At 41.8% G+C, this 23,415-nt stretch carries 21 protein-coding genes; 5 read left to right on the top strand and 16 right to left on the bottom strand.

Annotated elements, in window-relative coordinates; genetic code table 11:
• Nucleotides 1–66: 66 nt before the first annotated feature.
• Nucleotides 67–684: a GerMN domain-containing protein gene (locus HWQ38_RS33820; protein WP_292802708.1), complete on the bottom strand. Its 618-nt coding sequence runs from the start codon at nucleotides 682–684 to the stop codon at nucleotides 67–69.
• A gap of 155 nt (nucleotides 685–839) precedes the next feature.
• Between HWQ38_RS33820 and HWQ38_RS33815 the strand changes: the two genes are divergently transcribed.
• The gene (locus HWQ38_RS33815) at nucleotides 840–1,103 is read left to right on the top strand and encodes a hypothetical protein (protein ID WP_292802705.1); all 264 of its coding nucleotides are present in this window, start codon (nucleotides 840–842) and stop codon (nucleotides 1,101–1,103) included.
• 644 nt (nucleotides 1,104–1,747) lie between these two features.
• Here HWQ38_RS33815 and egtD read toward each other — a convergent pair.
• The 3 genes from egtD to HWQ38_RS33800 all read right to left on the bottom strand — a co-directional run bounded on the left by egtD (nucleotide 1,748) and on the right by HWQ38_RS33800 (nucleotide 4,299).
• Entirely contained in the window at nucleotides 1,748–2,782 is a 1,035-nt protein-coding gene (gene egtD / locus HWQ38_RS33810) for an L-histidine N(alpha)-methyltransferase (RefSeq protein ID WP_292802702.1), read from the bottom strand.
• A gap of 539 nt (nucleotides 2,783–3,321) precedes the next feature.
• On the bottom strand, nucleotides 3,322–3,684 hold the full coding sequence (locus HWQ38_RS33805) for a DUF423 domain-containing protein (protein WP_292802827.1): 363 nt from the start codon (nucleotides 3,682–3,684) through the stop codon (nucleotides 3,322–3,324).
• A 135-nt stretch (nucleotides 3,685–3,819) separates the two neighbouring features.
• Nucleotides 3,820–4,299, bottom strand: coding sequence for a hypothetical protein (locus tag HWQ38_RS33800; RefSeq protein WP_292802699.1), 480 nt, complete (start codon nucleotides 4,297–4,299; stop codon nucleotides 3,820–3,822).
• A 169-nt stretch (nucleotides 4,300–4,468) separates the two neighbouring features.
• Here HWQ38_RS33800 and HWQ38_RS33795 point away from each other — a divergent pair, with 169 nt between their 5' ends.
• Nucleotides 4,469–4,609 carry a hypothetical protein gene (locus HWQ38_RS33795; RefSeq protein ID WP_292802696.1) on the top strand — a complete coding sequence of 47 codons (141 nt, stop codon included), beginning with the start codon at nucleotides 4,469–4,471 and terminating at the stop codon, nucleotides 4,607–4,609.
• Nucleotides 4,610–4,661: 52 nt separating this feature from the next.
• Here the strand turns inward: HWQ38_RS33795 and bchM are convergent, their stop codons facing one another.
• The 5 genes from bchM to HWQ38_RS33770 all read right to left on the bottom strand — a co-directional run bounded on the left by bchM (nucleotide 4,662) and on the right by HWQ38_RS33770 (nucleotide 9,209).
• Nucleotides 4,662–5,348 carry a magnesium protoporphyrin IX methyltransferase gene (gene bchM / locus HWQ38_RS33790; protein ID WP_292802692.1) on the bottom strand — a complete coding sequence of 229 codons (687 nt, stop codon included), beginning with the start codon at nucleotides 5,346–5,348 and terminating at the stop codon, nucleotides 4,662–4,664.
• A 125-nt stretch (nucleotides 5,349–5,473) separates the two neighbouring features.
• Entirely contained in the window at nucleotides 5,474–5,665 is a 192-nt protein-coding gene (locus HWQ38_RS33785; protein WP_292802689.1) for a hypothetical protein, read from the bottom strand.
• Between the two features lie 36 nt (nucleotides 5,666–5,701).
• Nucleotides 5,702–5,929, bottom strand: coding sequence for a hypothetical protein (locus HWQ38_RS33780; RefSeq protein ID WP_292802686.1), 228 nt, complete (start codon nucleotides 5,927–5,929; stop codon nucleotides 5,702–5,704).
• Nucleotides 5,930–5,985: 56 nt separating this feature from the next.
• The gene (locus HWQ38_RS33775; protein WP_292802683.1) at nucleotides 5,986–8,736 is read right to left on the bottom strand and encodes a tetratricopeptide repeat protein; all 2,751 of its coding nucleotides are present in this window, start codon (nucleotides 8,734–8,736) and stop codon (nucleotides 5,986–5,988) included.
• A 38-nt stretch (nucleotides 8,737–8,774) separates the two neighbouring features.
• Nucleotides 8,775–9,209, bottom strand: coding sequence for a hypothetical protein (locus tag HWQ38_RS33770; RefSeq protein WP_292802680.1), 435 nt, complete (start codon nucleotides 9,207–9,209; stop codon nucleotides 8,775–8,777).
• A 6-nt stretch (nucleotides 9,210–9,215) separates the two neighbouring features.
• On the opposite strand from HWQ38_RS33770, the gene HWQ38_RS33765 reads away from it, so the two are divergent.
• Together HWQ38_RS33765 and HWQ38_RS33760 are read left to right on the top strand one after the other, a co-directional pair.
• Nucleotides 9,216–9,581, top strand: coding sequence for a hypothetical protein (locus tag HWQ38_RS33765; protein ID WP_292802677.1), 366 nt, complete (start codon nucleotides 9,216–9,218; stop codon nucleotides 9,579–9,581).
• 548 nt (nucleotides 9,582–10,129) lie between these two features.
• Nucleotides 10,130–13,156: an SMC family ATPase gene (locus tag HWQ38_RS33760; protein WP_292802674.1), complete on the top strand. Its 3,027-nt coding sequence runs from the start codon at nucleotides 10,130–10,132 to the stop codon at nucleotides 13,154–13,156.
• Nucleotides 13,157–13,174: 18 nt separating this feature from the next.
• On the opposite strand, the gene HWQ38_RS33755 is transcribed toward HWQ38_RS33760, so the two are convergent.
• On the bottom strand, nucleotides 13,175–14,242 hold the full coding sequence (locus HWQ38_RS33755; protein WP_292802671.1) for a peptidoglycan-binding protein: 1,068 nt from the start codon (nucleotides 14,240–14,242) through the stop codon (nucleotides 13,175–13,177).
• A 427-nt stretch (nucleotides 14,243–14,669) separates the two neighbouring features.
• Between HWQ38_RS33755 and HWQ38_RS33750 the strand changes: the two genes are divergently transcribed.
• Nucleotides 14,670–16,436, top strand: a complete 1,767-nt coding sequence (locus HWQ38_RS33750) for an MHYT domain-containing protein (protein WP_292802668.1) — start codon at nucleotides 14,670–14,672, stop codon at nucleotides 16,434–16,436.
• Between the two features lie 67 nt (nucleotides 16,437–16,503).
• On the opposite strand, the gene HWQ38_RS33745 is transcribed toward HWQ38_RS33750, so the two are convergent.
• From HWQ38_RS33745 to yidC, 6 genes are all read right to left on the bottom strand, one after another.
• Nucleotides 16,504–16,998, bottom strand: coding sequence for an SH3 domain-containing protein (locus HWQ38_RS33745; RefSeq protein WP_292802824.1), 495 nt, complete (start codon nucleotides 16,996–16,998; stop codon nucleotides 16,504–16,506).
• Nucleotides 16,999–17,111: 113 nt separating this feature from the next.
• Nucleotides 17,112–18,623 carry an AAA family ATPase gene (locus HWQ38_RS33740; RefSeq protein ID WP_292802665.1) on the bottom strand — a complete coding sequence of 504 codons (1,512 nt, stop codon included), beginning with the start codon at nucleotides 18,621–18,623 and terminating at the stop codon, nucleotides 17,112–17,114.
• A gap of 184 nt (nucleotides 18,624–18,807) precedes the next feature.
• Nucleotides 18,808–20,766 carry an AAA family ATPase gene (locus tag HWQ38_RS33735; protein WP_292802662.1) on the bottom strand — a complete coding sequence of 653 codons (1,959 nt, stop codon included), beginning with the start codon at nucleotides 20,764–20,766 and terminating at the stop codon, nucleotides 18,808–18,810.
• Nucleotides 20,767–20,954: 188 nt separating this feature from the next.
• Nucleotides 20,955–21,473 carry a DUF177 domain-containing protein gene (locus HWQ38_RS33730; protein ID WP_292802659.1) on the bottom strand — a complete coding sequence of 173 codons (519 nt, stop codon included), beginning with the start codon at nucleotides 21,471–21,473 and terminating at the stop codon, nucleotides 20,955–20,957.
• 261 nt (nucleotides 21,474–21,734) lie between these two features.
• Nucleotides 21,735–22,262, bottom strand: coding sequence for a R3H domain-containing nucleic acid-binding protein (locus tag HWQ38_RS33725; RefSeq protein WP_292802656.1), 528 nt, complete (start codon nucleotides 22,260–22,262; stop codon nucleotides 21,735–21,737).
• Nucleotides 22,259–23,410, bottom strand: a complete 1,152-nt coding sequence (gene yidC, locus HWQ38_RS33720) for a membrane protein insertase YidC (protein ID WP_292802653.1) — start codon at nucleotides 23,408–23,410, stop codon at nucleotides 22,259–22,261. The genes HWQ38_RS33725 and yidC overlap by 4 nt, the downstream gene beginning before the upstream one ends.
• Nucleotides 23,411–23,415: the final 5 nt, after the last annotated feature.

Genomic DNA, 23,415 nt, shown 5'->3' with positions numbered 1-23,415 from the left:
ATTAATGACTAGAATATACACAGTTTTCGCAACTGCTGATGCATGAACCCTGTCGCTGTTCAGATTCTAAAGAACAATGTCCTCACCTCGCTCGGTGAAACGAACCTCTTTAATATTCCATTGGGTATTACTCGTTAGAGTTTTGCGGAGACTGCCAAACAGAGCAAACTGTTCACAACTAGAAAGAGAAGCTATTTGCCGCTTTGACTCAGGAGATATTCGCAAATCAACTGTAGCAATGCCATTTTTGATATTGACACGATACCCAGACAAGCTAAAGTCGCTTGTATCTCGTTTTTCTAAAATTTTACTCACTACATTTGTCACCGGTTGCTTGGCTGGTACTGAAACCTTTTCTGGAATTAGTTTTTGACATTGAGTATCACTCGTGTATAGTGTAACGCTGGTAGTTTTGCTAGTGACAGCTTTCGCAGGTGATGAGGAAGGCGTATTTTTTTTAGAAGATTCTTGATTAGGAGATTTTTCTCTCAACTGAGCTACGCTAGGAATTTGGCTAGGAGGCTGAGATGATGCGCTATTCGTCGGTGTTGTGGTAGAGGATGGCGTTCCGCTGTCAATATTACGAGCGCTGGGGTTAGAACTACAACTGCTGAGGCTGACAATCATTGTCATAAAAATAAGGGGTAAAAAATATCTCTGGGTTGTATTCATAATTTTGTTCACAAGTGATGTTGCTGCTATCAACTTCCGTGTCGCTGGTATCAATTCCGCATAAATTTATGAATATTGAGCCAGTCTATAAAGTGTCAACCCGAAATCTGTTAAAGTCAAGGACTATACTATGTACCAAAATTACAACATCTGCGGTTTAAGAAGCGATGTCTGATGACAAGCCCTACGGGTTCGGGCGTGACGCTCGTTCGCCCTTAGCGTCTCCCCTTCTCTACGAGACGCTACGCGAAGGGAGAAGACTCGCTAACGCTACGCTAACGCAATCGACGAGAACCGCCTTCTCTACGAGAGGCTTTGCCAACGCGCAGCGTCTGGCAGAGAAGACTGCGACGCCCTTACGCCAATCCCAAAAAGCTTGCACATCTTCTTGTTTAAGGGATTTCCAACAAATAAATTACCCAATCTTGTGAAGTGGGCAGCGTTCGACTGAGCGCTCACGCCGAAGTCTTGCCCGCCTTTAGCTACGGGACCTCGTGTCGCCCACCCCACAAGAAGTAATTAGACATAGGAATGAAAATGACGTAGGGACAATTCATGTAGCTTTAGCTGACCGCAGGGTATTGTCCCTACCAAGGATTTCGAGCAACGCAGAATTAATTTTCACTCCTATGTCTATAAAGTCTGCTTTAATGATCACCTGAATTAGGGATGCTTTGAATTTTGGTGCTAATATAACTGCAACTAAGCCTCAGCCACTGATTCCTATATCCAGCAGAATTTTTCCCACACCTTCGATGCAGCAATAATTAGCGGCTAAACATTTAGTTTACCTGCTTGGGCTAATAGGAATCTGCATTAACAGATGATATACAAGGTTAACTGATGAAAATACTACCTCAAGAAGAGAGAACAATTAGAATCTCTCTTCTTGGGGTGGGAGGAATATCATCTATGGCGATTCTCGTTTGTACGCAATATACTCAAAGCCTCTCTCCTTTTAGGAGAAAGGCTTTGAGTGTTACTCTCCAACGCAACAAAGGTTGGGGCTGTTTTTGTTAGGTCTATATATTGGACTCAAGTGAGAACCACTATATAAGACATACCCTGATTTGCTTTATGCTTGCAGCTGACAGAGCAGTAAACCAAACCATTGATTTTGATCTGTCCACACATCAAGAGGTAATAAACCCTGTGCGGTGAGTTGCTGCTTGATAGTATTAAGGTCAAATTTGCGAGAAATTTCAGTGAGGATAGTCTCACCTAGTGCAAAATTAACCTTGAGGTTAAGAGCGCGTAATTCTACAATTTGCGATCGCACGCTGCGTAAATGCATTTCTATTTGATGCTCACTTTCATTGTAAAACGCCCAGTGTTCAAACTGCGTAGTATCAAAATTACCCTCAAATCGGTGATTTAAATGCTCCAGCATATTGAGGTTAAATGCTGCCGTCACTCCTTGGCTGTCGTTATAAGCTGGTTCCAAAATCTGTTTCGGCTTTCGTAAATCTATCCCTAACAAGAAATACTCACCTACTTGTAAGGCTTCTGTAATTTGAGAGAAGAACACATCACACTCATCAGCTCTAAGATTACCTAAAGAGCTACCAATAAAACAAATCATCCGACTGGGTAATTGCGTCGGTAGCAGTTGTGCAAGAGCTAATTCATAGGTTGCCGCTAGTGCATAAACTTGCAGTAAGGGATAATCTTCTAATAAGTGCTTGGCGCTACTTTCCAACATACCCGCAGATACATCAATTGGTAGGTAGTGCAAGGGATAGCCTAGCTGCTGGTAGGCATCTAGTAAAATGCGGGTTTTGCTAGAACTGCCACTACCAAGTTCGACCAATTCACAAGCGCCAGTTATCTTGGCAATTTCGCCAGCAAACTGCTGTAAAATCGTTGTTTCTGTGCGTGTGAGGTAATATTCTGATAAATCACAAATTTGCTCAAACAGATCAGAACCACGGTCATCATAAAAGTAACAGGGGGGTAGAGATTTAGGTGTTTGAGTTAATCCCTTAACCACATCATTCCCAGCACTAAGTGCAACTATTTGAGTTGCTCCTACCAAACGCTCTATTTGCAAGCGTTCTCCAATATTATCTGGGTAAGTAATCTTGCTGGTAACAGCTTTAGATATCGACATGAAACCTCCGTTTGCTTGGCGTAATAGGCTACCTTTGATGGCAGACCTTTACACCAATAAGTGAAACACATAGTCATAGGTAATAAAATCATGCCTGAGCAATATTGCTCAAGCTTTAGTGGTATTTGTAGGCATTTCCCCATTCAAATGACAGCAAGTAAGTGCTTAAGTACTATTACTAGCCTCTTTCACACTAGAGTTGCTCTTTCAGCATGTCCTATAATCCCAATTAAATCGTCTGAAAGTTTCTCAAACTCAACCGATATATTAGTTTCTTCATTAAAAAAAACTATAAGATTACGGAAATAATTTTTATGAATTTGACAACCCTATTTCTTGTCAAATATTCTTGTTGCTTAAATATTACTTTTTATACTTCATCTACCCTTTCCCTCCTGAAAAAGGAGAGAATTAAGCCTCCAACAAATTGAGTTAGGAGTTTTTAACTCCTAACTCCTGTACAGACGCGATTAATCGCGTCTCTGCTAACTCCTAACTTTTTACAACTTCAAATTCCAAGCAGCAAAAGCTAAAGCACCCTAACCAGCAAGAAAGGCTACACCGCCTAGTGGTGCGATCGCTCCCAAGGATTTAATACCGGTTAAGCTAAGGGCGTACAAGCTGCCTGAAAAAATAGCAATGCCAATGATAAATAGCCATCCACTGGCTACGAGAAGGGGTTGAGGAAATTCGGTGCGACTAATTAGTAATGCTACGAGAAAAAGTCCTAGAGCATGATACATTTGGTAACGAGCGCCAGTTTCAAAAATTTCTAGCGTAGGCGTAGCCCGCCGTAGGCATCGCTTACTAATTTGTTCTCGCAAGGCATGGGTAGCAAAGGCACCAGCAGCAACTGACAAACCGCCTAAAATGGCAGCTACGCTTAAAAAAATCTGCGTCATTAGACCTAGCTCTAAGTTTAAGATCGTCATTGGTCACTTGTACTGAGCGACGTCGTTAGCGTCTCTGAAAGAGAAGCCTCTCGTAGAGAAGTATTGGTCATTAGTGAATGACAAATGACAAATGACAAATGACAATTAGACATCAAAATGATATGATACAGCCCCTTCTTCGTTCACCTTAAAGTTTGCATTGAATTCTTTAGCTTTGTCATCTAAATATTGTCTGGCGTTGGCTGCGGGTAGTTGTGACTGCATTGCAAAGCCTAAAACAGTTACGCGCCCCTGATTCTCTTGTAGCATCTCATAAAAAATTGATTGCAGGCGATCGCTAACTTGTTGATTAAGCGCCTTTTTCTCCTGTCGGCTTTGACGGTACAATCCCAATGCTAACCATGTACCCAATGTTAGGGTAGGAACGCCAAAAATTAGACCACCAACAGCACTATTATCATCTTCATAAGTAGCATTTGGTGCGGTAAAAGTATCCGCATCTTGTACTGGTATGTATACCTCACGTACAGCAAATTTTTCCCATGTCGCTGTTGCTGATAGGGTTAAAAACATGAACCCGAGTGTCAGTAGCCAACCGGCAGCCAATTTTTCAGCAGTTTTCATAGTTCCACTTTAGATTTACACTTTGCTAGCGATTTTAACCTGACTTTCGCAAAGGTTCCAATATATCAATTTACTCCCAGCGAGTAACAATATATCCTCTATCAAAGCTTTAAGGAATAAAATTCATCTGCCGAAAGGTGAAATCTGGTTAGTTGGTGGAATAACTCTTTTGGGAGCAGCTGCGATCGCTTCCTTTCTAATAATTGTTTATGCTCCCACTCAGAGCGATGTCTACGATGGGCTACGCCTACGCCAAGAGCAAAAACAGAACTTAGCGCCAACTGGAATACCTACCAGTGTTAAGCCTTAAGATTGTCAAATCGCAGCAAAGGTATAGTATTTATCTTGCTGCGATTTTAACCTTACTTGCGTGTAGCTTCCAGTAGGCGGGAAAAATAAAAACGAGTCCGAGTCATCGACTGTCGCTGCAATGAAAAGCCATTACTTTCTAAAATTTTCACGACATCAGCCTCACGATGCAAATATGCACGAGTGGCTTTACTTGGCCCAGGAAAGAAACTACCAATTTTCTTGAGTATACTTAAGGCGCAGGTCTTTGGGGCAAAACTGAGAATTATCCGCGACTGTGCCAAAGAACAGAGGTGAGAAATCATCTCATCAGCTTTTTCTTGGGGGTAGTGGATGAGAACATCCAAGCAAATAACCGTATGGTAACTACCACTCAACGATTCCAAATCCTGCACCGCAAAAGTGGGATTTTCGGCATTTGGCAAGGTTTGCTTGGCTCTATCCTTCCCTTCTTCCACCATTTTTTCAGAAATATCGGTGGCATAGACTTTGGCACCATCTACCGCTAGGGGGATGCTGAGACTACCGACACCACACCCAGCATCACAGATTGATAACTCTGGTAAATTGTTATCAGCCTTCAGCCACGCGAGAACTGTATCCACGGTTTGCTGGTGTCCATTGCGGATGTCTAGTTGGATTTTGTTGACTTCGCCATCGCCGTAGATTCGCTTCCAACGGTCAAACCCTGTGGAATTGAAATACTCACGAACAATCGTTTTATCGTCGGCTACGTTCATAAACTTTGATTTTTAGGGGTTCCCAATGTTTAAAATTATCATTGATAGGAACCCATAAGAGCGGTCTTCCAGATTTTTCTAGTTTATTTGCACTTTTAGTTTCCATCTTATGTTCTCCACGAGCATTACAAAGGTAAGTATTGAACGCGATCGCTTAATTCTTCAGCATCGGCTGTTTTAGCAATAATTTCTAAATCACGAACACAATTGCCAACAGAAATTCTGAGTTTATGGGCATAAATAACACCAGAAAACTTTATTTGTTTGTCTTGACGATGGTTGGCTTCAGCAAGAAAATCGTCATCTTGGTAAAACAAAACACGCTCAAGTTGTGTCGCTCGCTCAAGTATATTTTATTTTCTGGCATAAATTTGAGAACGGACTAATTCTACTTCCTGTGTAATTTGCTCTAGAGATAATTCATCAGTTTGAAATACTTCTATTAATTGCGTTAACTTTTTATTCAAGGTTTCTTTTTCTAGCTCTTTGCTAAGTAATAACTTTTCTGAATCAGAAAGTTGTTTAACTAGGGTAATAATTTGTTCAAATGTCAACGGGAGTTGATAGATATTTTGTAACATAGTGTCAAATATTCTTCTATCTTAAATTATGTTCATCACTATTCCTACACCTTATTTTACTGCCGAAACCAACTGCGTACCCAACGCCACAACCGATGCAACCACACCCAAAACCCACGACGGGAAACTACAAGTGTTTGTGGTTGAGAAAGACGTTCAATTGCATTGTTGCAATCTTGCACTTTAGCATCGAGTCCCATCGCTTGATATAGTTCACGGGCATTGCGATAAGCACCCAGCGCGTCTGATTCTCGGTTAACGTTTTCTAATGACAGACCTAAATTAAACCATACGATCGCTTCCCCTCGAATATCGCCTATCTCCCTTTTGATTTCCAAAGACTGCTGGTAGAACTCAATCGCCCGTTGGTACTGTCCCAGGGAGTTGTAAACATTACCCAAATTGTTTAAGGAATTACCTTCGCCATTGCGATCGCCTATCTCCCTAGATATTTCCAAAGACTGCTGGTGGAACTCAATCGCCCGTTGGTACTGTCCCACGGAGTTGTAAGCATTGCCCAAATTGTTTAAGGAAGCACCTTCGCCATTGCGATCACCTATCTCCCTTTTGATTTCCAAAGACTGCTGGTAGAACTCAATCGCCCGTTGGTACTGTCCCAGGGAGTCGTAAGCATTGCCTAAATTGCCCAAGGAATTACCTTCGCCATTGCGATCGCCTATCTCCCTAGATATTTCCAAAGACTGCTGGTGGAACTCAATCGCCCGTTGGTACTGTCCCAGGGAGTCGTAAGCATTGCCTAAATTGCCCAAGGAATTACCTTCGCCATTGCGATCGCCTATCTCCCTAGATATTTCCAAAGACTGCTGGTGGAACTCAATCGCCCGTTGGTACTGTCCCAGGGAGTTGTAAGCATTGCCAAAATTGTTTAAGGAATTACCTTCGTTATTGCGATCACCTATCTGCCTAGATATTCCCAAAGACTGCTCGAAGAACTCAATCGCCCGTTGGTACTGTCCCAGGGAGTCGTAAGCATTGCCCAAATTGTTTAAGGAACTACCTTCGCCATTGCGATCGCCTATCTCCCTAGATATTTCCAAAGACTGCTGGTGGAACTCAATCCCCCGTTGGTACTGTCCCAGGGAGTTGTAAGCATTGCCTAAATTGTTTAAGGAATTACCTTCGCCATTGCGATCGCCTATCTCCCTAGATATTTCCAAAGACTGCTGGTGGAACTCAATCGCCCGTTGGTACTGTCCCAGGGAGTTGTAAGCATTGCCAAAATTGTTTAAGGAATTACCTTCGTTATTGCGATCACCTATCTGCCTAGATATTCCCAAAGACTGCTCGAAGAACTCAATCGCCCGTTGGTACTGTCCCAGGGAGTCGTAAGCATTGCCCAAATTGTTTAAGGATTTACCTTCGCCATTGCGATCGCCTATCTCCCTTTTGATTTCCAAAGATTGCTGCAAGAACTCAATCGCCCGTTGGTACTGTCCCAGGGAGTGGTAAGCATTGCCTAATGAAGTGAGAGCAGCCGCCTGATAATTCCAGTTTTCTCTAGCGCCAATTTCTTCCCATTTACTTACCAATTGCCCATATAATTCTACTTTGTCTGCATAATAACCCCGCAAGGTTAAAAAATCATCGCAAATCCAAATAGTATCAAAGGCAGAGTTATAATCTTGCAACTGATAAAAGTGATCAAAGATTTCCAAGTATTCTTTAACATCATCTTTTGTTTTCCAAGGCGGTTGTTTAGCAATTGAGCGATAATAATCTATGGCTTTTTGATGCGCCTCACTCTGATCGCCAGCCTGATACCGCACATACTCCAAAATCACGGGCTGAAAATCAAATCGCTGCTTACCATTGAATTTGTCTACCAACAAAGAACGCTTAACCAGATTCCTCAATTCTTTCTCAATCTCTGGTGCTGAACTTCCCGGCAACATAGCCACTGCTGCTGCACTGTCAACCGCACCACGATAAACACTAATATTCAGCAATAACGCCTTTTGTAACTCATTCAACCGATTAAAACTGGCATCCAACACTAACACCATCCCCACATTTTCCCGGCGATGCACACCTACCACTTGGGAATCTGTCAAGAACTGCCGTAAATTTCCTAAACCTAAATCTGCTAATCTACTTAAGTCCGGGTCTTGTGAATATTCTGCCTTTAATAAGTCTGCTACCAATCTCAACAATAGAGGATGCCCATCTACTAATTCCACAAACTGCGTTAAATCTCCCCGAATGCCTAATACAGTTAACAGTGCTACCCCTTCATTTACTTGCAAACCTTTCAAGGTTAGCCACTCAAAGCCTTTTAATTCTGGTCTTTCCCTGCTGGTGACTATTATCTTACTATTACCGCCATGTTCCACCCATGCTTGGAAAAAGTCGCCGTAAAATAGACTTCCCCACTGTCTATCAGGTTGTAATAAACTCTCCAGGTTGTCAATGATCAGTAAAAATTGCCCAGAACGTAAACACCCAACTAGCGCCTCTACTAACTGCGCTTCTTGTTCTGGAACCGGAAAGCCAAATTCACTGAGGACTTGGCGGGCTAAATCGCTAAAACCTGCCCCATTACTGACATCAGCCCAAAATCGCTTAGGGAAACCCTCAATTTCATCATAAATTTTCGTAGCCAGCATCGATTTACCTGTGCCACCGATGCCTTCTATACCAATTAAAAAGGTATTTTTATTAGTTAACCATTGCTGTATTTGGGCGATTTCTGTTTTACGTCCCTGCCAGTAAGCCAAACTTTTGTTAGGGTTCCCTGCTTTGAGAACCCCTGGCGATTCTACTTTGGTACTGCGTTCTAGCCACTCCAATATTTCTTGCTGTACAGCACCAAAAACAGCAATATTGGTTACTTTGGGTTATCGTACTTCCTAAAGTCATAGGTTGGGTTATTAACGTTACCTGCTGTATTTATTTGTGTACTGTCATCGTAAGACTGAGCATTGACATTAGAAGCGCTATTATTTGAACTTGTAGTTGTTTCTTCCCAAATCTTAGCTATTTCCTCTGCAAGTGCTCTATCCGCTTCTAAAATCTTCTTGAGTTGCACTCGCAAACTTGCTTGTAAATCTTCATCGTCTGGCTTTTGAGCTACATCCGTTGCTGCTTCTTTCGCTGCTTCCTTAGCCTCTACCTTGGGATGTAACTTATCCCAAATAGCTTTGGCTTTATTCCAAACATCCTCACCTACTTTTTTAGATGCCCCTTCTACAGCTTTGTTACCCACATTTAACAAAAATGGCAGACAGGGAGCGAGAAATTTAACGAGTAGAGCTATATCCATTGGTTTATGATGTCTACATCAGAAATGTACATTTCTACTGAGTATATTAACGCTTTTTCCCCCTACGGTGGGCTACACCTACGCACCTGTGTACTTAATCAGGGTGCGACAAAGTTTGAAGTACTCCAACACGATTTTGGAGTACTTCAACACGATTTTCAAGTACCTCAACACGATTTTCAAGTACTTCAACACGATTTTGGAGTACTTCAACACGATTTTGGAGTACTTCAACACGATTTTGGAGTACTTCAACACGATTTTGGAGTACTTCAACACGATTTTGGAGTACTTCAACACGACTTCGGAGTACCTCAACACGACTTCGGAGTACCTCAACACGACTTCGAGGTATCTGTTGCTTATATATAGCAATCCTAAATCATTCGTGAAAAGTTAGATCCCCGACTTCTTAAAGAAGTTGGGGATCTGGACACTGCAAATTTTTACAAATCAGATAGGATTGCTATAGCAGTCTTAAATCATTCGTGAGAATTTGAGATCGTTTTAACCCCTTTGTAGTCGCCCCTTGGTAATACCATTTCACGAAATTATTGATACAAATCATTTTTATTGCTCCCCCTGCAACGCCAGCTTCCCCTGCTTGTCAGTTCAGTGAAGCTTTTTTCTCCCCCTGCCCCCCCTGCCTGCCTTAACCAAAAAATTCTTTTGCCACTCTTCTATGAATGTTTTTCTCTCAGACAACAGGGAGAAATAACAATAAACCTCCACGGAAGTTTGATTTTTCTGCGAAGACAGCAAAAATTATTCATGCAACAAGAGAAATTTCCTTATTATATTGTTAAATTTTGTAAAGTTGATGTCTTCAAAAGTATAAACCTGATATTTAGATAGCTAAACTAGCAAACAGTGCATCTGTACTCTTAATTATTAAAAGTAGATGTAGCGCTATAGTCTTAATGATCCCAGTACAACTTGTTCTGAAAAACTTTCTTAGTTACCGTGATGCAACTTTAGATTTTCGCGGTTTGCATACGGCTTGTATTTGTGGTTCCAATGGTGCGGGTAAATCTTCCCTTCTGGAAGCAATCACTTGGGCGATTTGGGGTGAAAGTCGCGCCACTGCTGAAGATGATGTGATCTATTCTGGGGCGAAAGAAGTTCGGGTTGATTTTACTTTCCAAAGTAATCAGCAAAAATATCGGGTGATTCGTACCCGAATTCGAGCAGGTACTAGCGTGCTGGAATTTCAAATAGAAATACCATCTGGGTTTCGCTCACTCACTGGCAAAGGGGTAAGAGCGACACAGGATTTGATTTTAGAACACATTAAGCTAGATTATGATACATTTATTAATTCTGCCTACTTACGTCAAGGTCGTGCAGATGAATTCATGCTCAAGCGCCCCGCCGAACGCAAAGAAATTTTAGCGGAGTTGTTGAAACTGAATCAGTACGATGATTTGGAAGAACGAGCAAAGGAATCTTCTCGTCAGTTCAAAGCACAAGCAGTAGAGTTAGAGCGTTCTTTGGAGTCGATAAAAATTCAGCTGCAACAACGCCAGACAACCGAAGCGCAAAGAGTGGAGTTAGAAGCCGAACTCAACCAACTGCAACAGGTACAAGCTTTTGATAATATTCAATTACAAAGTTTGCAAGTTGTCCAGCACCAACGCCAAAATTGGGAACAACAACTCAACTTTGTCAAGCAGCAATACCAAAATCTTACCCAAGATTGCGATCGCCTCCAACAAGAACAATCAGCTATTAGCTCTCAGCGATCGGATTTAGAAAAAATATTACATCAAGAAGCTGAGATTAAAGCTGGATACGCCCAATATCAAAGTCTACAATCTCAAGAAGAAGCTTTTGCTGTCAAATTTGAAGAATACACCCGCGCCAGGCAGAATCGCCAACAAAAACAACAACAGCTTACCAAACAAATTCACGAAATCGAACGGCAACTGCAACAAGCCCAAGCCCAAATCGAAGCTTTACAGCAACAAGAGCGAGACATCCAGCAAACTCTGACTAAATCAGGTGAAGTCGAAGCGGCTTTGGCACAACTAGGTGCAGCACGTCATCATGTTGCTCGTTTAGATCAATTGCAAATGCAAGTTACTCCCTTGTTGCAACAACGAGCAACTTTACAAAGCCAACTCGATCGCACTCATGCTGGTTTAGTAGCGCGACTCGAACAACTCCAAAGTACTGAGAACCAATTGCAACGCCAGCAGCGACGCCAACCGCAACTGCAACAAGCGGTGATGGATGTGGGAATCCAAATTGAGGAACTGGAGAAAAAGCGGGTTTATCTGCAACGAGTCCAAGAAAAAGGGCAAGAAAGGCGGCACTTTATCGAACGTCTGCAAGCTCACCAACGGGATTATGAAAAACTGCTGGCAGAATTAGAGCAAAAATTGCAAATGCTCCAAAATCCTGAAGCTCTTTGTCCATTATGTGAGCGTCCATTGGATGAACATCACTGGAGTCGGGTGGTGGAAAAAACCCAGGCTGAGTTAGAAGATACTCAAGGACAGTTTTGGGTAGTGCGGGAACAAATGGCTGTATCTGACAGAGAAATTCAGGTACTTAGGCAGGAATATCGGGATATATCCCAACAGTTGGCGGGCTACGATGGTTTACGCGAACAACGGGGACAGTTGGCAGCGCAGTTAGAAGCTACAACTGATGTGCAACAACAGTTACAACAAATTGCTGCCGAAAAACAGCATTTAGAGCGATCGCTCCAAGCTGGTGATTATGCTCCCGATAAACAAGCCGAACTCCGGCAACTAGACCAATATCTGCAACAAGCTAATTATAATGAACAAGACCACGCCCTCGCGCGGAGCGAAGTTGAGCGGTGGCGATGGGCAGAAATTAAACAAGGGCAAATTAAGGATGCGACTAAGCGACAAGCGCAACTATTAGCCCGAAAACCAGAACTTCAAGCCGCTATTGCTCAATTACAAACCAGAATCCAGCAGGATCAGACTGATTCGGAATGTGCTAAACAAATCGCGGCTCTTGAGCGTCACATTACCGAAATTGGCTACAGTTCTGAGCAGCATAACAACCTCCGTATAGCTGTAAAGAAAGCTCAATCTTGGCATTTGCGGTATCAACAACTACTGTCAGCCCAGCAGCAATATCCCCAACTCCAGACGAGATTGCAAGAGTTAGAGGAGTCTAGAAACGCCAGATTAACGGAGCGGCAAAAACTCGGCGGACAAATCGAAAGCATTATCCAGCAACTACAAGCTACATCTAACCCATCTGCCCAAATTCAAGCTCTAGAGCAGCAGTTAGGAATACGTAGACGGCAACTTGATGAGCAGATAGCTAAGTTGGGGCGTTTAGAACAACTGGCGCATCAACTGGAAACGCTGCAAATTCAGTATGAACAACAGCAGCAGCAACTCCAATCTTGCAAGCAGGAATATCGTGTTTATCAGGAATTAGCGCAAGCTTTTGGTAAAAATGGTATCCAAGCACTGATGATTGAGAATGTGTTACCGCAACTGGAAGCCGAGACCAATCAACTACTTTCGCGGCTGAGTGGGAATCAGTTTCATGTACAATTTATTACTCAAAAAGCTGGGCGCAGTGCGAAATCAACAAAGAAAAATGCCAAGCTGATAGACACCTTAGATATTTTAATCGCCGATTCTAGAGGAACGCGATCTTATGAAACTTACTCAGGTGGGGAAGCCTTTAGAATTAACTTTGCCATCCGTTTAGCTTTGGCGAAATTATTAGCACAACGGGCGGGGGCGGCGTTGCAATTATTGATTGTGGATGAAGGTTTTGGTACACAGGATGCTGAAGGATGCGATCGCTTGATTGCCGCGATTAATGCGATCGCTTCCGATTTCGCCTGCATCCTCACTGTAACCCACATGCCCCACCTCAAAGAAGCTTTTCAAGCCAGGATTGAAGTAAATAAAACTCAGGAAGGTTCGCAGTTGAGTTTGTCAATTTAATTACGAATTACGAATTAGTTAATTGTATTTTACCCGTGCATCAAGACCTAATGAGCGGAGCTTTTTCGTTAGCATTTCGGCTTGGGTGCGATCGCTAAATGCCCCAGCATTCACATAATCCCCTAGACCCGATTGCTCTGTGACAGCATTGGGTAGATACTGTTGCACTTTAATCAGAGTATCATTACTGGAAATTGGTACTATTACTCTGTAGGGATTATTAGCAACTAATGTGTTGCCATTGGTAACAGGTACTACATAGTCATTAGTAGGAGGTAATACATCGCGGCGAGTCTGAGATAATACATAATCATTAGCCTCAGTATAATTGCTTACCGTCGTGCTATTCAACCCTAAAGCTTGCCAAGTTTGCCAATCTACATTTCCAGTAGAATTAAGTCGAGAAGATTGCTGGAATGCAATCACAGATTGTCTGGTATAATCGTTGAAAAAGCCATCAGGATTGGTATTAGAGAAGCCGAACTGCGATAAACGCTCTTGAACTAATCTGACATTTTCTCCGCGATCGCCTACAGTCAGATAATTTCTGCCTGGTTGTTGAGTAGTATATCCAACCGTGGAGGCACTACGCACTGACTGCAAAACTTGAGCATTGGCGATGCCATCAACAGGTAAGCGATAATTTCGCTGGAATGCAATTACAGCTTCTCTAGTCTTTGGGCCAATTTTCCCAGTCAGATTAGTCTTAAAATAACCTAGCTGCCGCAAACGCACTTGTAGTTCTTTCACTTGTTGAGTAGACAGACTTGTTCTGCCTGGAGTCGATGCCTGGGTGGGGCTGCGCCTAACCGATGCGCCCCTGGTATTTGTACTCGAAGTTCTACCTTGACAGGCTCGTTGCAAGGCTCGTTGAGTACTTATACCCACAACTCCATCAGCAGATATTCTATTGGCTTGCTGGAATTTGCTCACAGCATTTTGAGTCAAGCTAGCAAACTTACCACTCACCGGGCCGTTAAAGTAGCCTAACTTTTTTAAACATCTCTGGCTACTGGCAACTTCAGCCCCACTACTTCCTATTTTCTGAAGTCCTAAAGCCTTCCCAGTTATACTTAAAAGCCCCATAGTCAGTGCCACACACAAAAGACGTATGGCCGCACGGCTAGATAACTTTTTCCTATTCAAAAATTTTAAATTAGCTAGGCTAGGAACAACCCTGACACTTTCGGATGCCTCGGAGACTGAGGCGAGCTTAGTTAAATAGCTATCTACCCCTGTTTTCACTTGCTTTTTTCAAGTTATGGCTATAGGAGACTATACCATTTGCTCTGTATTATATTTATTTTTGTATGATTCTTTACAAGAAATTTTCCAAGCTGATATGAAATACAAGCTTTTGTCGGGGGAATAATAAGCAATGTAAAGCTTTGGAAGCTTGTTTTCTATTTGCCTGAAAAAATTTTTGCTACACCCATCTGGGTTTCATAGCATGAGCAACGCAGATAAATAGTAGGTTTAGTCTTCCATTGAATCGCGGATAATATTCAAGCTCATGCTCCACGGTATCTACGATATTCACTTAGTCTTATTTTCCATTGCGATCGCCATGCTTACGGCTTACACCACACTCGATCTAGCAAGAAGAGTCACAGACGCTAAATCGCAGTCACGGTGGCGGTGGCTGCTAGGGGGAGCGATCGCTATGGGAATCGGCATTTGGGCAATGCATTTTATTGCGATGCTGGCGTTCAGTCTGCCGATTCCAATTGACTATGACTGGTTAACAGTTTTGATTTCGGTACTACCTGCAATTTTCGCCTCTGGATTAGCCCTGTACCTAGTTAGCCAGCCAGAATTTGGGATTTTGCGGTTGTTAAGTGGTAGCCTGATCATGGGCATAGGGATTAGTGCAATGCACTACATGGGTATGGCTGCTATTCGTTTACCAGCCAAAATCTCCTATGACTTGAGTGTGGTTGCACTGTCTATTGCGATCGCCATTCTCATCTCACTGGTTGCCCTCTGGGTGGGGTTTAACCTCAGAGCTAATAGTACACTAACAGGAAGCTTTTTGAGAATTTGCGCTGCAATTCTCATGGGTGCAGCCATTCCCTCAATGCACTACATGGGGATGATGGCTACCCATTTTTCAGTCATCGAATCAGTGGAGTTTTCGGCAGTTGATACCGCTACAACCTATTGGATAGCTGCAATTATTGGCTTATTTACATTACTCCTTCTAGGATGGACGCTGCTCACATCTTTTTTCAACGAACAATTGAGTGTTCAACTAGTCAAAACAGCTGATCTTAAAGAAAAGGAAGAATGTCTCAAACAAGCCTTACAAAACCAAGAAGCGCTAGCTGCTTTAGCTGAATCTCGGTCTAAAGAATTAGAGATAGCGATATTGGCACTTCAGAAAGCTCAAATGCAATTTATTCAAACAGAAAAAATGTCGTCTTTAGGACAAATGGTAGCGGGAGTTGCTCATGAGATTAACAATCCTGCTAACTTCATTTATGGAAACCTGTTTCATATGGAAATTTATCTGCGACAACTTTTAGAATTAATCAATACCTATGAGCAACATTATCCAACTCCAGTACTTGCGGTTCAAGCTCAACTAGAGTCTATTGATCTACCATTTTTGCGAGAAGATTTACCTAAACTACTCAACTCAATGCAAGCTGGAGCCATACGAATTAAATATATTGTGGAATCCCTGCGTAACTTTTCTCGTTTAGACGAGGCACAATTGAAGGCTGTGGACATCCACGAAGGGCTGAATTCGGCACTACTGATTCTTCAGAACCGTCTTAGTTATGCGCCAAACAATCGACCAGAAATTGTTGTAATTAAAGAATATGGTAATTTACCCCTAATCAATTGTTATCCAGGACAGTTGAATCAAGTATTTTTCAACATCCTGACAAATGCCATTGATGTGTTACAAGAAAAGCTGACTAACATCACATTGCAGTCCAGTTTTACACCTTTAATTCGGATTACAACAACTGTTCATCAAGTCGGTTGGATCAACATTCAGATTTTTGATAATGGTTCTGGCATTAGTGAAGATGTGCAAAATAAAATATATGATCCATTTTTCACAACTAAACCAGTTGGACAAGGAACTGGATTGGGGTTATCAATTAGCTATCAGATTGTCGTTAAAACACATGGTGGTAAGCTCAACTGTATTTCGGTCAAGGAACAAGGAACTAATTTTCAAATTGACCTTCCAATTGATGTATTGATACATACTTCCGGTTTGGTGGGAAATAAATCTCAAGTAGCTCCAGATGAAGTTATTCAATAGACACATCTGATTTTTGGTCTAGTCTTCCCGTTTGTGGTTCTGCTATTTGCTCTGATTTTTTAAGCTATTATTGATCAACTTTTTCAGTATTACCTGCTTTCACCCAACCTTCTTGTTCGCTACCTTCCAAACGGATCTTTTGCCAGGATTTGTCCTCGCTTTCTGACAAAACAATAATTTTTTGATTAAAACCAACCCCACCAATTTTTTCAGCTTCTTGATTTGGTTGCGATCGCAAACTCAAGCCTTCACGCCAACTAACACGCCCTCGGTAAGCTCCCGATGGCAATGCTTTTGGTGATTCAGTGGGAGTGGGAGTAGAAGTTGATCTGGGAGAAGATTTAGTATTCGTCCCAGATGTAAGGGTAGGTTTACCTGCTCCAGTCTCGGTTGCTTTTGGAGCTTGGGCTTTTACCGAGGGGGTATCATTGGAAAAAACGGGTTTGGCTGGGGGTATGCCAGTGCGATTCATGAAATAGAGTGCAACTGCAACACCGCCACCGATTAACACAGCGATCGCTAATAAAAACCCAAGGATAAATTTTGTTAAGCCAGACAACATAGTTAAAATTTGATCATCAGTGGTCAATAGTCAATATTAATTCATGATTAACTGTTGACTATTAACTAGTAATTATTGACTAACTGATTATTGTAGCTGCCAACTGAGTCTGTTTACGGAGTGCGCCGGAGGCGATCGCTTAAAGGACTGTGTTTCGATGCTAAACGCGCTCTCCCAGCCGCCGCCCATTCTTGGAGTTGCTGAATTTGCTCTACAGCAGTTCGCGCCAAGGGGATGATCTGACTGGCGGCTTCTAAAATGTCGTCGGTAGCAAAGTCGCGGTTTTGGCTAAATCCAATATGCATCGCTTCAATTAAAGTTTGCTCAATCTCTGCCCCAGAAAAATCGGGCGTTTCATAAGCTAGCCTGTCGATGTCATAACTTTTCAAGTTATGGGGACGCAATCGGGATAAATGAACATCATAAATTGCTTTTCTCTCTTCTTGGGTAGGCAAACCCACAAAGAAAATTTCATCAAATCGCCCCTTACGGAGCATTTCCGGCGGTAAGGCTTGGATGTCGTTGGCGGTGGCGACGACAAACACGGGTGAGCTTTTTTCGGCTAGCCAGTTAATAAATGTGCCAAACACACGGCTGGCTGTTCCGGCATCACCTTTGCTACCAACTCCGGCAAAGGCTTTATCTATTTCATCAATCCACAAAATACAGGGAGCAAGGGCTTCAGCTACTTGGATCATTTGGCGAGTCCGAGATTCTGATTCACCTACCAAACCACCAAATAACCTTCCCACATCCAGACGTAGCAAGGGTAAATGCCAGTGATGAGCGATCGCTTTTGCCGTTAACGATTTACCAGTTCCCTGAATACCCACCAACATTAAACCACGGGGGTGCGGTAATCCGTACTGTCGCGCCTTCTCAGTAAAGGAGCCTCCCCGCCGAATCAGCCAGTCTTTGAGGTTATCCAGTCCGCCTATATCAGAAATTTGCTCAGTAGCGGGGTAGAAGTCCAGGATTTGAGTTTGGCGGATAGTTTGGCGCTTTTCTTCCAAAACCAGATCCACGTCTTCTGGTTGCAATTCTCCGTGGGTAGCGATCGCTTTTGCCAAAACCCGGCGAATCCGTTCCATCGAAAGTCCTTGACAAGATAGCACTAAGTCATCTAAAACTTTCCCAGAAAGGGAGTTACCAGTGCTTTGTAGTAAGCGTTCTACCTCAGTTTTAATTTCTGCGGCGGCGGGTAACGGGAACTCGACAACTGTCAGCACTTCGGTTAAGTCGTCAGGAATGGCGATGCGTGGCGACAGTAGGACAACATTTTTTGGTTGCGACTTCAGGAGTCGGGCGAGATTGCGGAGTTTGCGGGCGATCGCAACATCATCTAAAAAGCGATGATAATCTCGTAGAATCAATACCGCAGGTGCCGAAGCTGGTAATTTTTCGATAAATTCTAAAGCTTGCAACGGATTACGCCGCCCAAACCCAGCATCATTGGGGTTTCCCTGGTAGCCATCGACAAAATCCCAAGTATACACTGGGCGATTACCCTGGTTGGTTGCTTCTTCCCGGATAGCTGCTTCTACCCGCTCCTCCTCATAGGTGGGAATATAAATTAAAGGGTAGCGGGCGCGTAGCAGCAGTTTAAACTCTTCACGAAAGTTCATATATAGCTGTGGTTATTAGTTATTCTCTCATTGTTCTTTCTTTGTATCGCCTCTAACAACTAAAAAACCAACATCTACGAGTTCATAGGGGTTGCCAGTGCGATCGCTATATGTGAGATAGTTTTTAAAGGTGAGCGATCGCTCGGTTGTGGTGATTGGGATTAGATAATCAGTATAAAAATAACTACTGATTTTTATGTAAAAAATTTCTTAATTCTTCAGCCAGTTCAGACAAGAAATCAGGTTTATTTTCAACTAGCCATTCTGTAAGCTTTTTAGAGTGTTTAGTCTTTCTAAATTCCAATTTATTCTCACATAAGTCTTGAAATAAACTTGAAAGTATATTTGCACCGTGAATCTTAGATAACCAATTATTCTCTGACACTTCTTCTCTTTTTACACTTTGAAGCAGATAGGATTTTTCCTGTTTTATTTTGTCAAGATATTCCTGAACCTGAGTAATGCTAATATGTATTTCTAACCATGTAACTTCTTGATTAATTGTCAGTGATATAGCTTCAGGATCAAGTAGATAATTTTCATACATGGGTAGGCGTAAGAAAGTCACACCTCTCTTCTCTAGTTCTTTAATCTTTGTTTCTGTCTTACTTTCTCTATCGAATATAAATCCAATGGCTGGCGGAAACAGAGTTGCTCCCGTTGTGAGTTTTTTATAAATATCAAAAACCAGGTCAGACCGTTTTCCATCCAAAAGAGCATCAGTGCTATTGACAGATAAAATTTTAATACCCATTAATGTTGTTATTGCAACTTTCTCCAATATCAGTGGAAAACATATCTCCTCAGTTTGTCCTTCCACCCAGAGAATACTATCAGCACCGAAAACGTCGGATAACCTAACTCCAAGTTCAGCTAAAATTTCGTTTTGTGACTTTATCTCTTTTGGATTTATTACTAATGCAGTTGTTTCACAATCTTGATATTGAAGCTTGACAATAGTAGATGGATTCGCAGATGCGATAATTTCTGGCGAATGAGTAGCAATAAAATATTGGTGCTGCGGAAATTGTTTAATAGTTTCTATAAGTTTTTTAGCTGCACCTGGATGTAAAAAAGATTGTGGTTCATCAATAATTAACGTTCTATGTTCTTCAGAAGAAACTAGAATATACAAAATAGCTAGTACTTGACTAACTCCACTTCCACAGGATGAAAGAGGAAGTGATAAATCATTTCTGTGAAGATTATCTGTATTCCAAACCAGGATTTCAACATTTGTATCATCTCTCATTACAACAGATATCCATTTTATTTCCGGCAAAATATCTGAAACTAATTTATTGAACTGAGCAAACATTCCTGGAATTTTACCCTGCAATATAAAGAGTACCTCGGCAAGATTATAAGCGTTTGATTTTAGGTTTATATCAGCTTTGCTCTCACATTTGCAAATCCCAATATTTAGACGTTCAGCCTGAAATCTATAAATGCGATTTTGAAATTTATCAAATAATTTATAACCTATGCTTTCTTGAATTTTTCCACTATAATTAACAAAAGGTTCTTCTACAATACCGTCATCATCCGAATAAGTAATCTCTTCAAGAACTATATTGTCACTATCATCATATTTAATTTTATAAAATACTTTCTTAAAAGCTTGTTTATATGTTTCAAAATTAAGTAATTTTATTAAACTTTTATTCTCCATTTTTATATTAGGCTGCAAAGATAAACTTGTCTGTATAAAATCAGGATTTTCTAAAAAATATTTAAATTGTCTAACAGCGTATCTCATAGATTCGTCGATAGCGCTCATATATTGGTCATGATAATCATTTGGCTCATATTCATATTTATCAGCAAAAAAATAATACTTTTCAGTTGCTGCTCTAGGAATTCCAATAATAGATAAATTTTTTATCAAATTTCGCAATTCTTCCTTTTCAATATGCAAAGTAATTTGTATTTTCGATTCTTCTTGTATACTCGAAAGCTTATTTGGTAAAGTCTTTAAACTTCTGTGAGGATGATTTTCAAAATCTAGCTTTAGTACCTCAAGTAAAGATGTTTTTCCTGCATTATTTCGCCCAACAATAATATTAACACCTGGTGAAAATTCCATTAGGCCAGAGTCGAGATATGACTTATAGTTAAATACTTGTAGCTTCTTGATAAACATTTTGTATTATTTATTGACTAAGTTAATTCTATTATTGGCAATTTAACTTATTTTGCCAAGTAAAACGGAAAAAACCCGGTCTCTTAGAGAAGCCGGGTTTCTATGGAAATGTCATAGATTAGCCTAGTAAACTACTGCATAAGTTGTAAGACTAAAAGTGAAAAAGTGATGCACTGTAACGCGTCTTACTATCCTGGAAGTTGCTTTTTCAGTGCTTCCAGAGAAGCCCAACGGTTATCAACTGGAGTCTCAGAATTATCAGAACTATCAACAGTACTACTTACAGGAATACCTGGACAATTGCGATCGCACAGCTGACGCTGGGGAACTGCTAAGGACATCTGCTCATACAGCCATTCGTTAGGATAAAAATAACCATCCGGCGGTAGAGTTTCAAGCAATTCTTCCAGAACCACTTCCCTTTCTAAGGGCAAGTCATTTAGCTGATTTGCAGTTTCGTCTAACCAAATGATTTCCTTCGTATCAAGCCCTAAACGTCGATTGTATTGCTGCAAACATCGGTTACAAGTACAGGTAATAATTGTTTCTGCCTGACTAGACACTTCCAAGTAATTGCCATGATGCTGCACGCGCACATGACCGCGAACTGGTGTCAACGTTTCCAGTCCAGGCAGAAATTCCTCAACCTGAATTTCCTCTGTCCGCTCCGGGGCTTGAGTTAGCTGCGGAATATAAATTGCGTCCATAGGATTTGTGAGACATCCTCACTAAAATTTATCTTGATTACCAGCAATTCTACTGATATTACATTTTTACTTTCTCTCTTAAGAACAAGAGAAATTTTGAAACTATATCGTTATGAGTTTTTAATTAACTCCAAACTCTGCCAATTTGAGATTTTGAATTGAAGGAAAAATCTCAAATCCAAAATCCAAAATCGTTCGACTGAGCGTAGCCGTTCGCGTAGCGTTCCGCAGGAAAGTCCAAAATCCAAAATTGAACGACTCTTAACTCCTAACTTCTTCCAACGAAGCTGGACGCACAACCAGATGACGATGCGGCTCTTTACCGCGACTAAAGGTTTCCAAATCTCCAAATTCCTTCAAGAAGGTATGGACTTGACGCCGTTCAGCAGAACTGAGGGATTTTATTTCCACTTCTCTACCAGAAAATCGCACTTCATCGGCTGCTGCTTCTGCTAATGCGCGAATTTCGGCTTCTCTTTTGACCCGATAGCCATTCAACTCAATGGTGTAAGAGGCTTGTTCCTCCGGCGGTTGGCTCAGGTTTAAAACTGAATTCGCTAGATACTGAATCGCATCTAGCACAGAACCATCAGCACCAATTAATATCTGGATTTGTTCTGACGTAAAGTTGGTTTGGTCAATTGTCAACCAGTAGTTATCTGGTTCTGGGGCATCCCCGTCTTGAGATTGGGCAGTTTCTAAATGACCTTGAATCTCAGCAGGTATCCCGGTGAGTTCCAGCAGTGTTTTTAACCATTGCTGACCTCGCTGCATCGGAATGTTGCTCATGATCCCCCTGCCGCCTTTTTCTTACCACTTTTTGGTTCAAAGGGCAATGCCTTTTGGTCTGTGACTGCTGATTCTTTCTCCTGAATTTCTACAATTTTTTGCAGTTCTTCTGATAGAGGTTCGCGGGAGAGAAGATAAGTTTGTGCAGTTTGGAAAATATTACCAATCACCATATACATTAGCACCCCAGCTGGTAAGGGGAAGAACAAAAACATTCCAGAAAAGATGACTGGGGTGATTTTGTTAACTGTATCCTGCTGCGGATTGCCACCACTGGAATTTTGCCCAGAAAGCAACTGGCTAACATAAAGGCTGATTCCAAAGAAGACGATCATGGCGACAATATCCCAGTGAATTGTGCCATCTGGATCGGTTGCGCCAACCCTACCTAAGGCATCAATAAATAGAAAGCCTTTTTCTGCAGCTAGTCCAGGAATTGTTCCTTGAATGCTCACTTCTCCCGGTTGCAAGGCTTCTACATTGCCTTGATCATCGATTTTTATCCTATCTTCCCCTTTGGTGACTTTCCAATCAGGAATCAGCTTATTTTCTGGGTGTTCTGCTAAGAGCACCTGAAATGGTTTGCCCTCAATAGTCTGATATTGTATCTTTGTTTGTTCTCCCACCGCTAATTTATTACCACTGGGAAGGATTGCAGCGACTTTAACGTGTTCCCCATCCGCAACGTAAATATTTTGAGCAGCAGTGGCAAAAGCTTGCGGTTGAATTTGTTCGATTTGTTCTGCGGGAAAGATTTGCAGGTTAACGCTGTAGTTCGCACTTGCAAAAGGCGAACCCCGCAAAGTGGCAAATAGCGCTAACAAGACTGGCATTTGCACTACTAATGGAAAACAACCTGCTAAAGGATTGCCAAATTCTTTTTGAACATTGACCATTTCCTCCTGCTGCTTTTGCGGATCATCCTTATAGCGCTCTTTGATTGCTGCCATCCGCTTTTGCATTAGAGGTTGTACAATTCGCATTTTCCGCATATTGCGAATTGAGCCAGCACTCAGGGGATAGAGCGCAAAGCGGACTATCAGTGTCAAAGCAACGATCGCTAATCCGTAGCTAGGCACAATACCATAGAAAAAATCTATGATTGGCAGCATCACGTTGTTCGAGAGAAAGCCGATACCAAAATCCATTATTC

The sequence above is a fragment of the Nostoc sp. NMS7 genome (assembly GCF_017115085.1).
In the GTDB taxonomy this organism is placed as follows: Bacteria; Cyanobacteriota; Cyanobacteriia; order Cyanobacteriales; family Nostocaceae; genus Nostoc.
The sequence above is the reverse complement of the archived record's forward strand: the minus strand, read 5'-3'. Positions and strand labels throughout refer to the sequence as shown.

Excerpts from the sequence above, each read along its gene's own strand:
- HWQ38_RS33730 (WP_292802659.1), bottom strand. The coding sequence starts at position 21,473 with ATGGACGCAATTTATATTCCGCAGCTAACTCAAGCCCCGGAGCGGACA.
- HWQ38_RS33765 (WP_292802677.1), top strand. The coding sequence starts at position 9,216 with ATGATGTCTACATCAGAAATGTACATTTCTACTGAGTATATTAACGCT.
- HWQ38_RS33725 (WP_292802656.1), bottom strand. The coding sequence starts at position 22,262 with ATGAGCAACATTCCGATGCAGCGAGGTCAGCAATGGTTAAAAACACTG.
- HWQ38_RS33800 (WP_292802699.1), bottom strand. The coding sequence starts at position 4,299 with ATGAAAACTGCTGAAAAATTGGCTGCCGGTTGGCTACTGACACTCGGG.
- HWQ38_RS33735 (WP_292802662.1), bottom strand. The coding sequence starts at position 20,766 with ATGTTTATCAAGAAGCTACAAGTATTTAACTATAAGTCATATCTCGAC.
- HWQ38_RS33770 (WP_292802680.1), bottom strand. The coding sequence starts at position 9,209 with ATGGATATAGCTCTACTCGTTAAATTTCTCGCTCCCTGTCTGCCATTT.
- HWQ38_RS33760 (WP_292802674.1), top strand. The coding sequence starts at position 10,130 with ATGATCCCAGTACAACTTGTTCTGAAAAACTTTCTTAGTTACCGTGAT.
- bchM (WP_292802692.1), bottom strand. The coding sequence starts at position 5,348 with ATGAACGTAGCCGACGATAAAACGATTGTTCGTGAGTATTTCAATTCC.
- HWQ38_RS33780 (WP_292802686.1), bottom strand. The coding sequence starts at position 5,929 with ATGTTACAAAATATCTATCAACTCCCGTTGACATTTGAACAAATTATT.
- HWQ38_RS33745 (WP_292802824.1), bottom strand. The coding sequence starts at position 16,998 with ATGTTGTCTGGCTTAACAAAATTTATCCTTGGGTTTTTATTAGCGATC.
- egtD (WP_292802702.1), bottom strand. The coding sequence starts at position 2,782 with ATGTCGATATCTAAAGCTGTTACCAGCAAGATTACTTACCCAGATAAT.
- HWQ38_RS33755 (WP_292802671.1), bottom strand. The coding sequence starts at position 14,242 with ATGGGGCTTTTAAGTATAACTGGGAAGGCTTTAGGACTTCAGAAAATA.
- HWQ38_RS33805 (WP_292802827.1), bottom strand. The coding sequence starts at position 3,684 with ATGACGCAGATTTTTTTAAGCGTAGCTGCCATTTTAGGCGGTTTGTCA.
- HWQ38_RS33815 (WP_292802705.1), top strand. The coding sequence starts at position 840 with ATGTCTGATGACAAGCCCTACGGGTTCGGGCGTGACGCTCGTTCGCCC.
- HWQ38_RS33750 (WP_292802668.1), top strand. The coding sequence starts at position 14,670 with ATGCTCCACGGTATCTACGATATTCACTTAGTCTTATTTTCCATTGCG.
- HWQ38_RS33740 (WP_292802665.1), bottom strand. The coding sequence starts at position 18,623 with ATGAACTTTCGTGAAGAGTTTAAACTGCTGCTACGCGCCCGCTACCCT.
- yidC (WP_292802653.1), bottom strand. The coding sequence starts at position 23,410 with ATGGATTTTGGTATCGGCTTTCTCTCGAACAACGTGATGCTGCCAATC.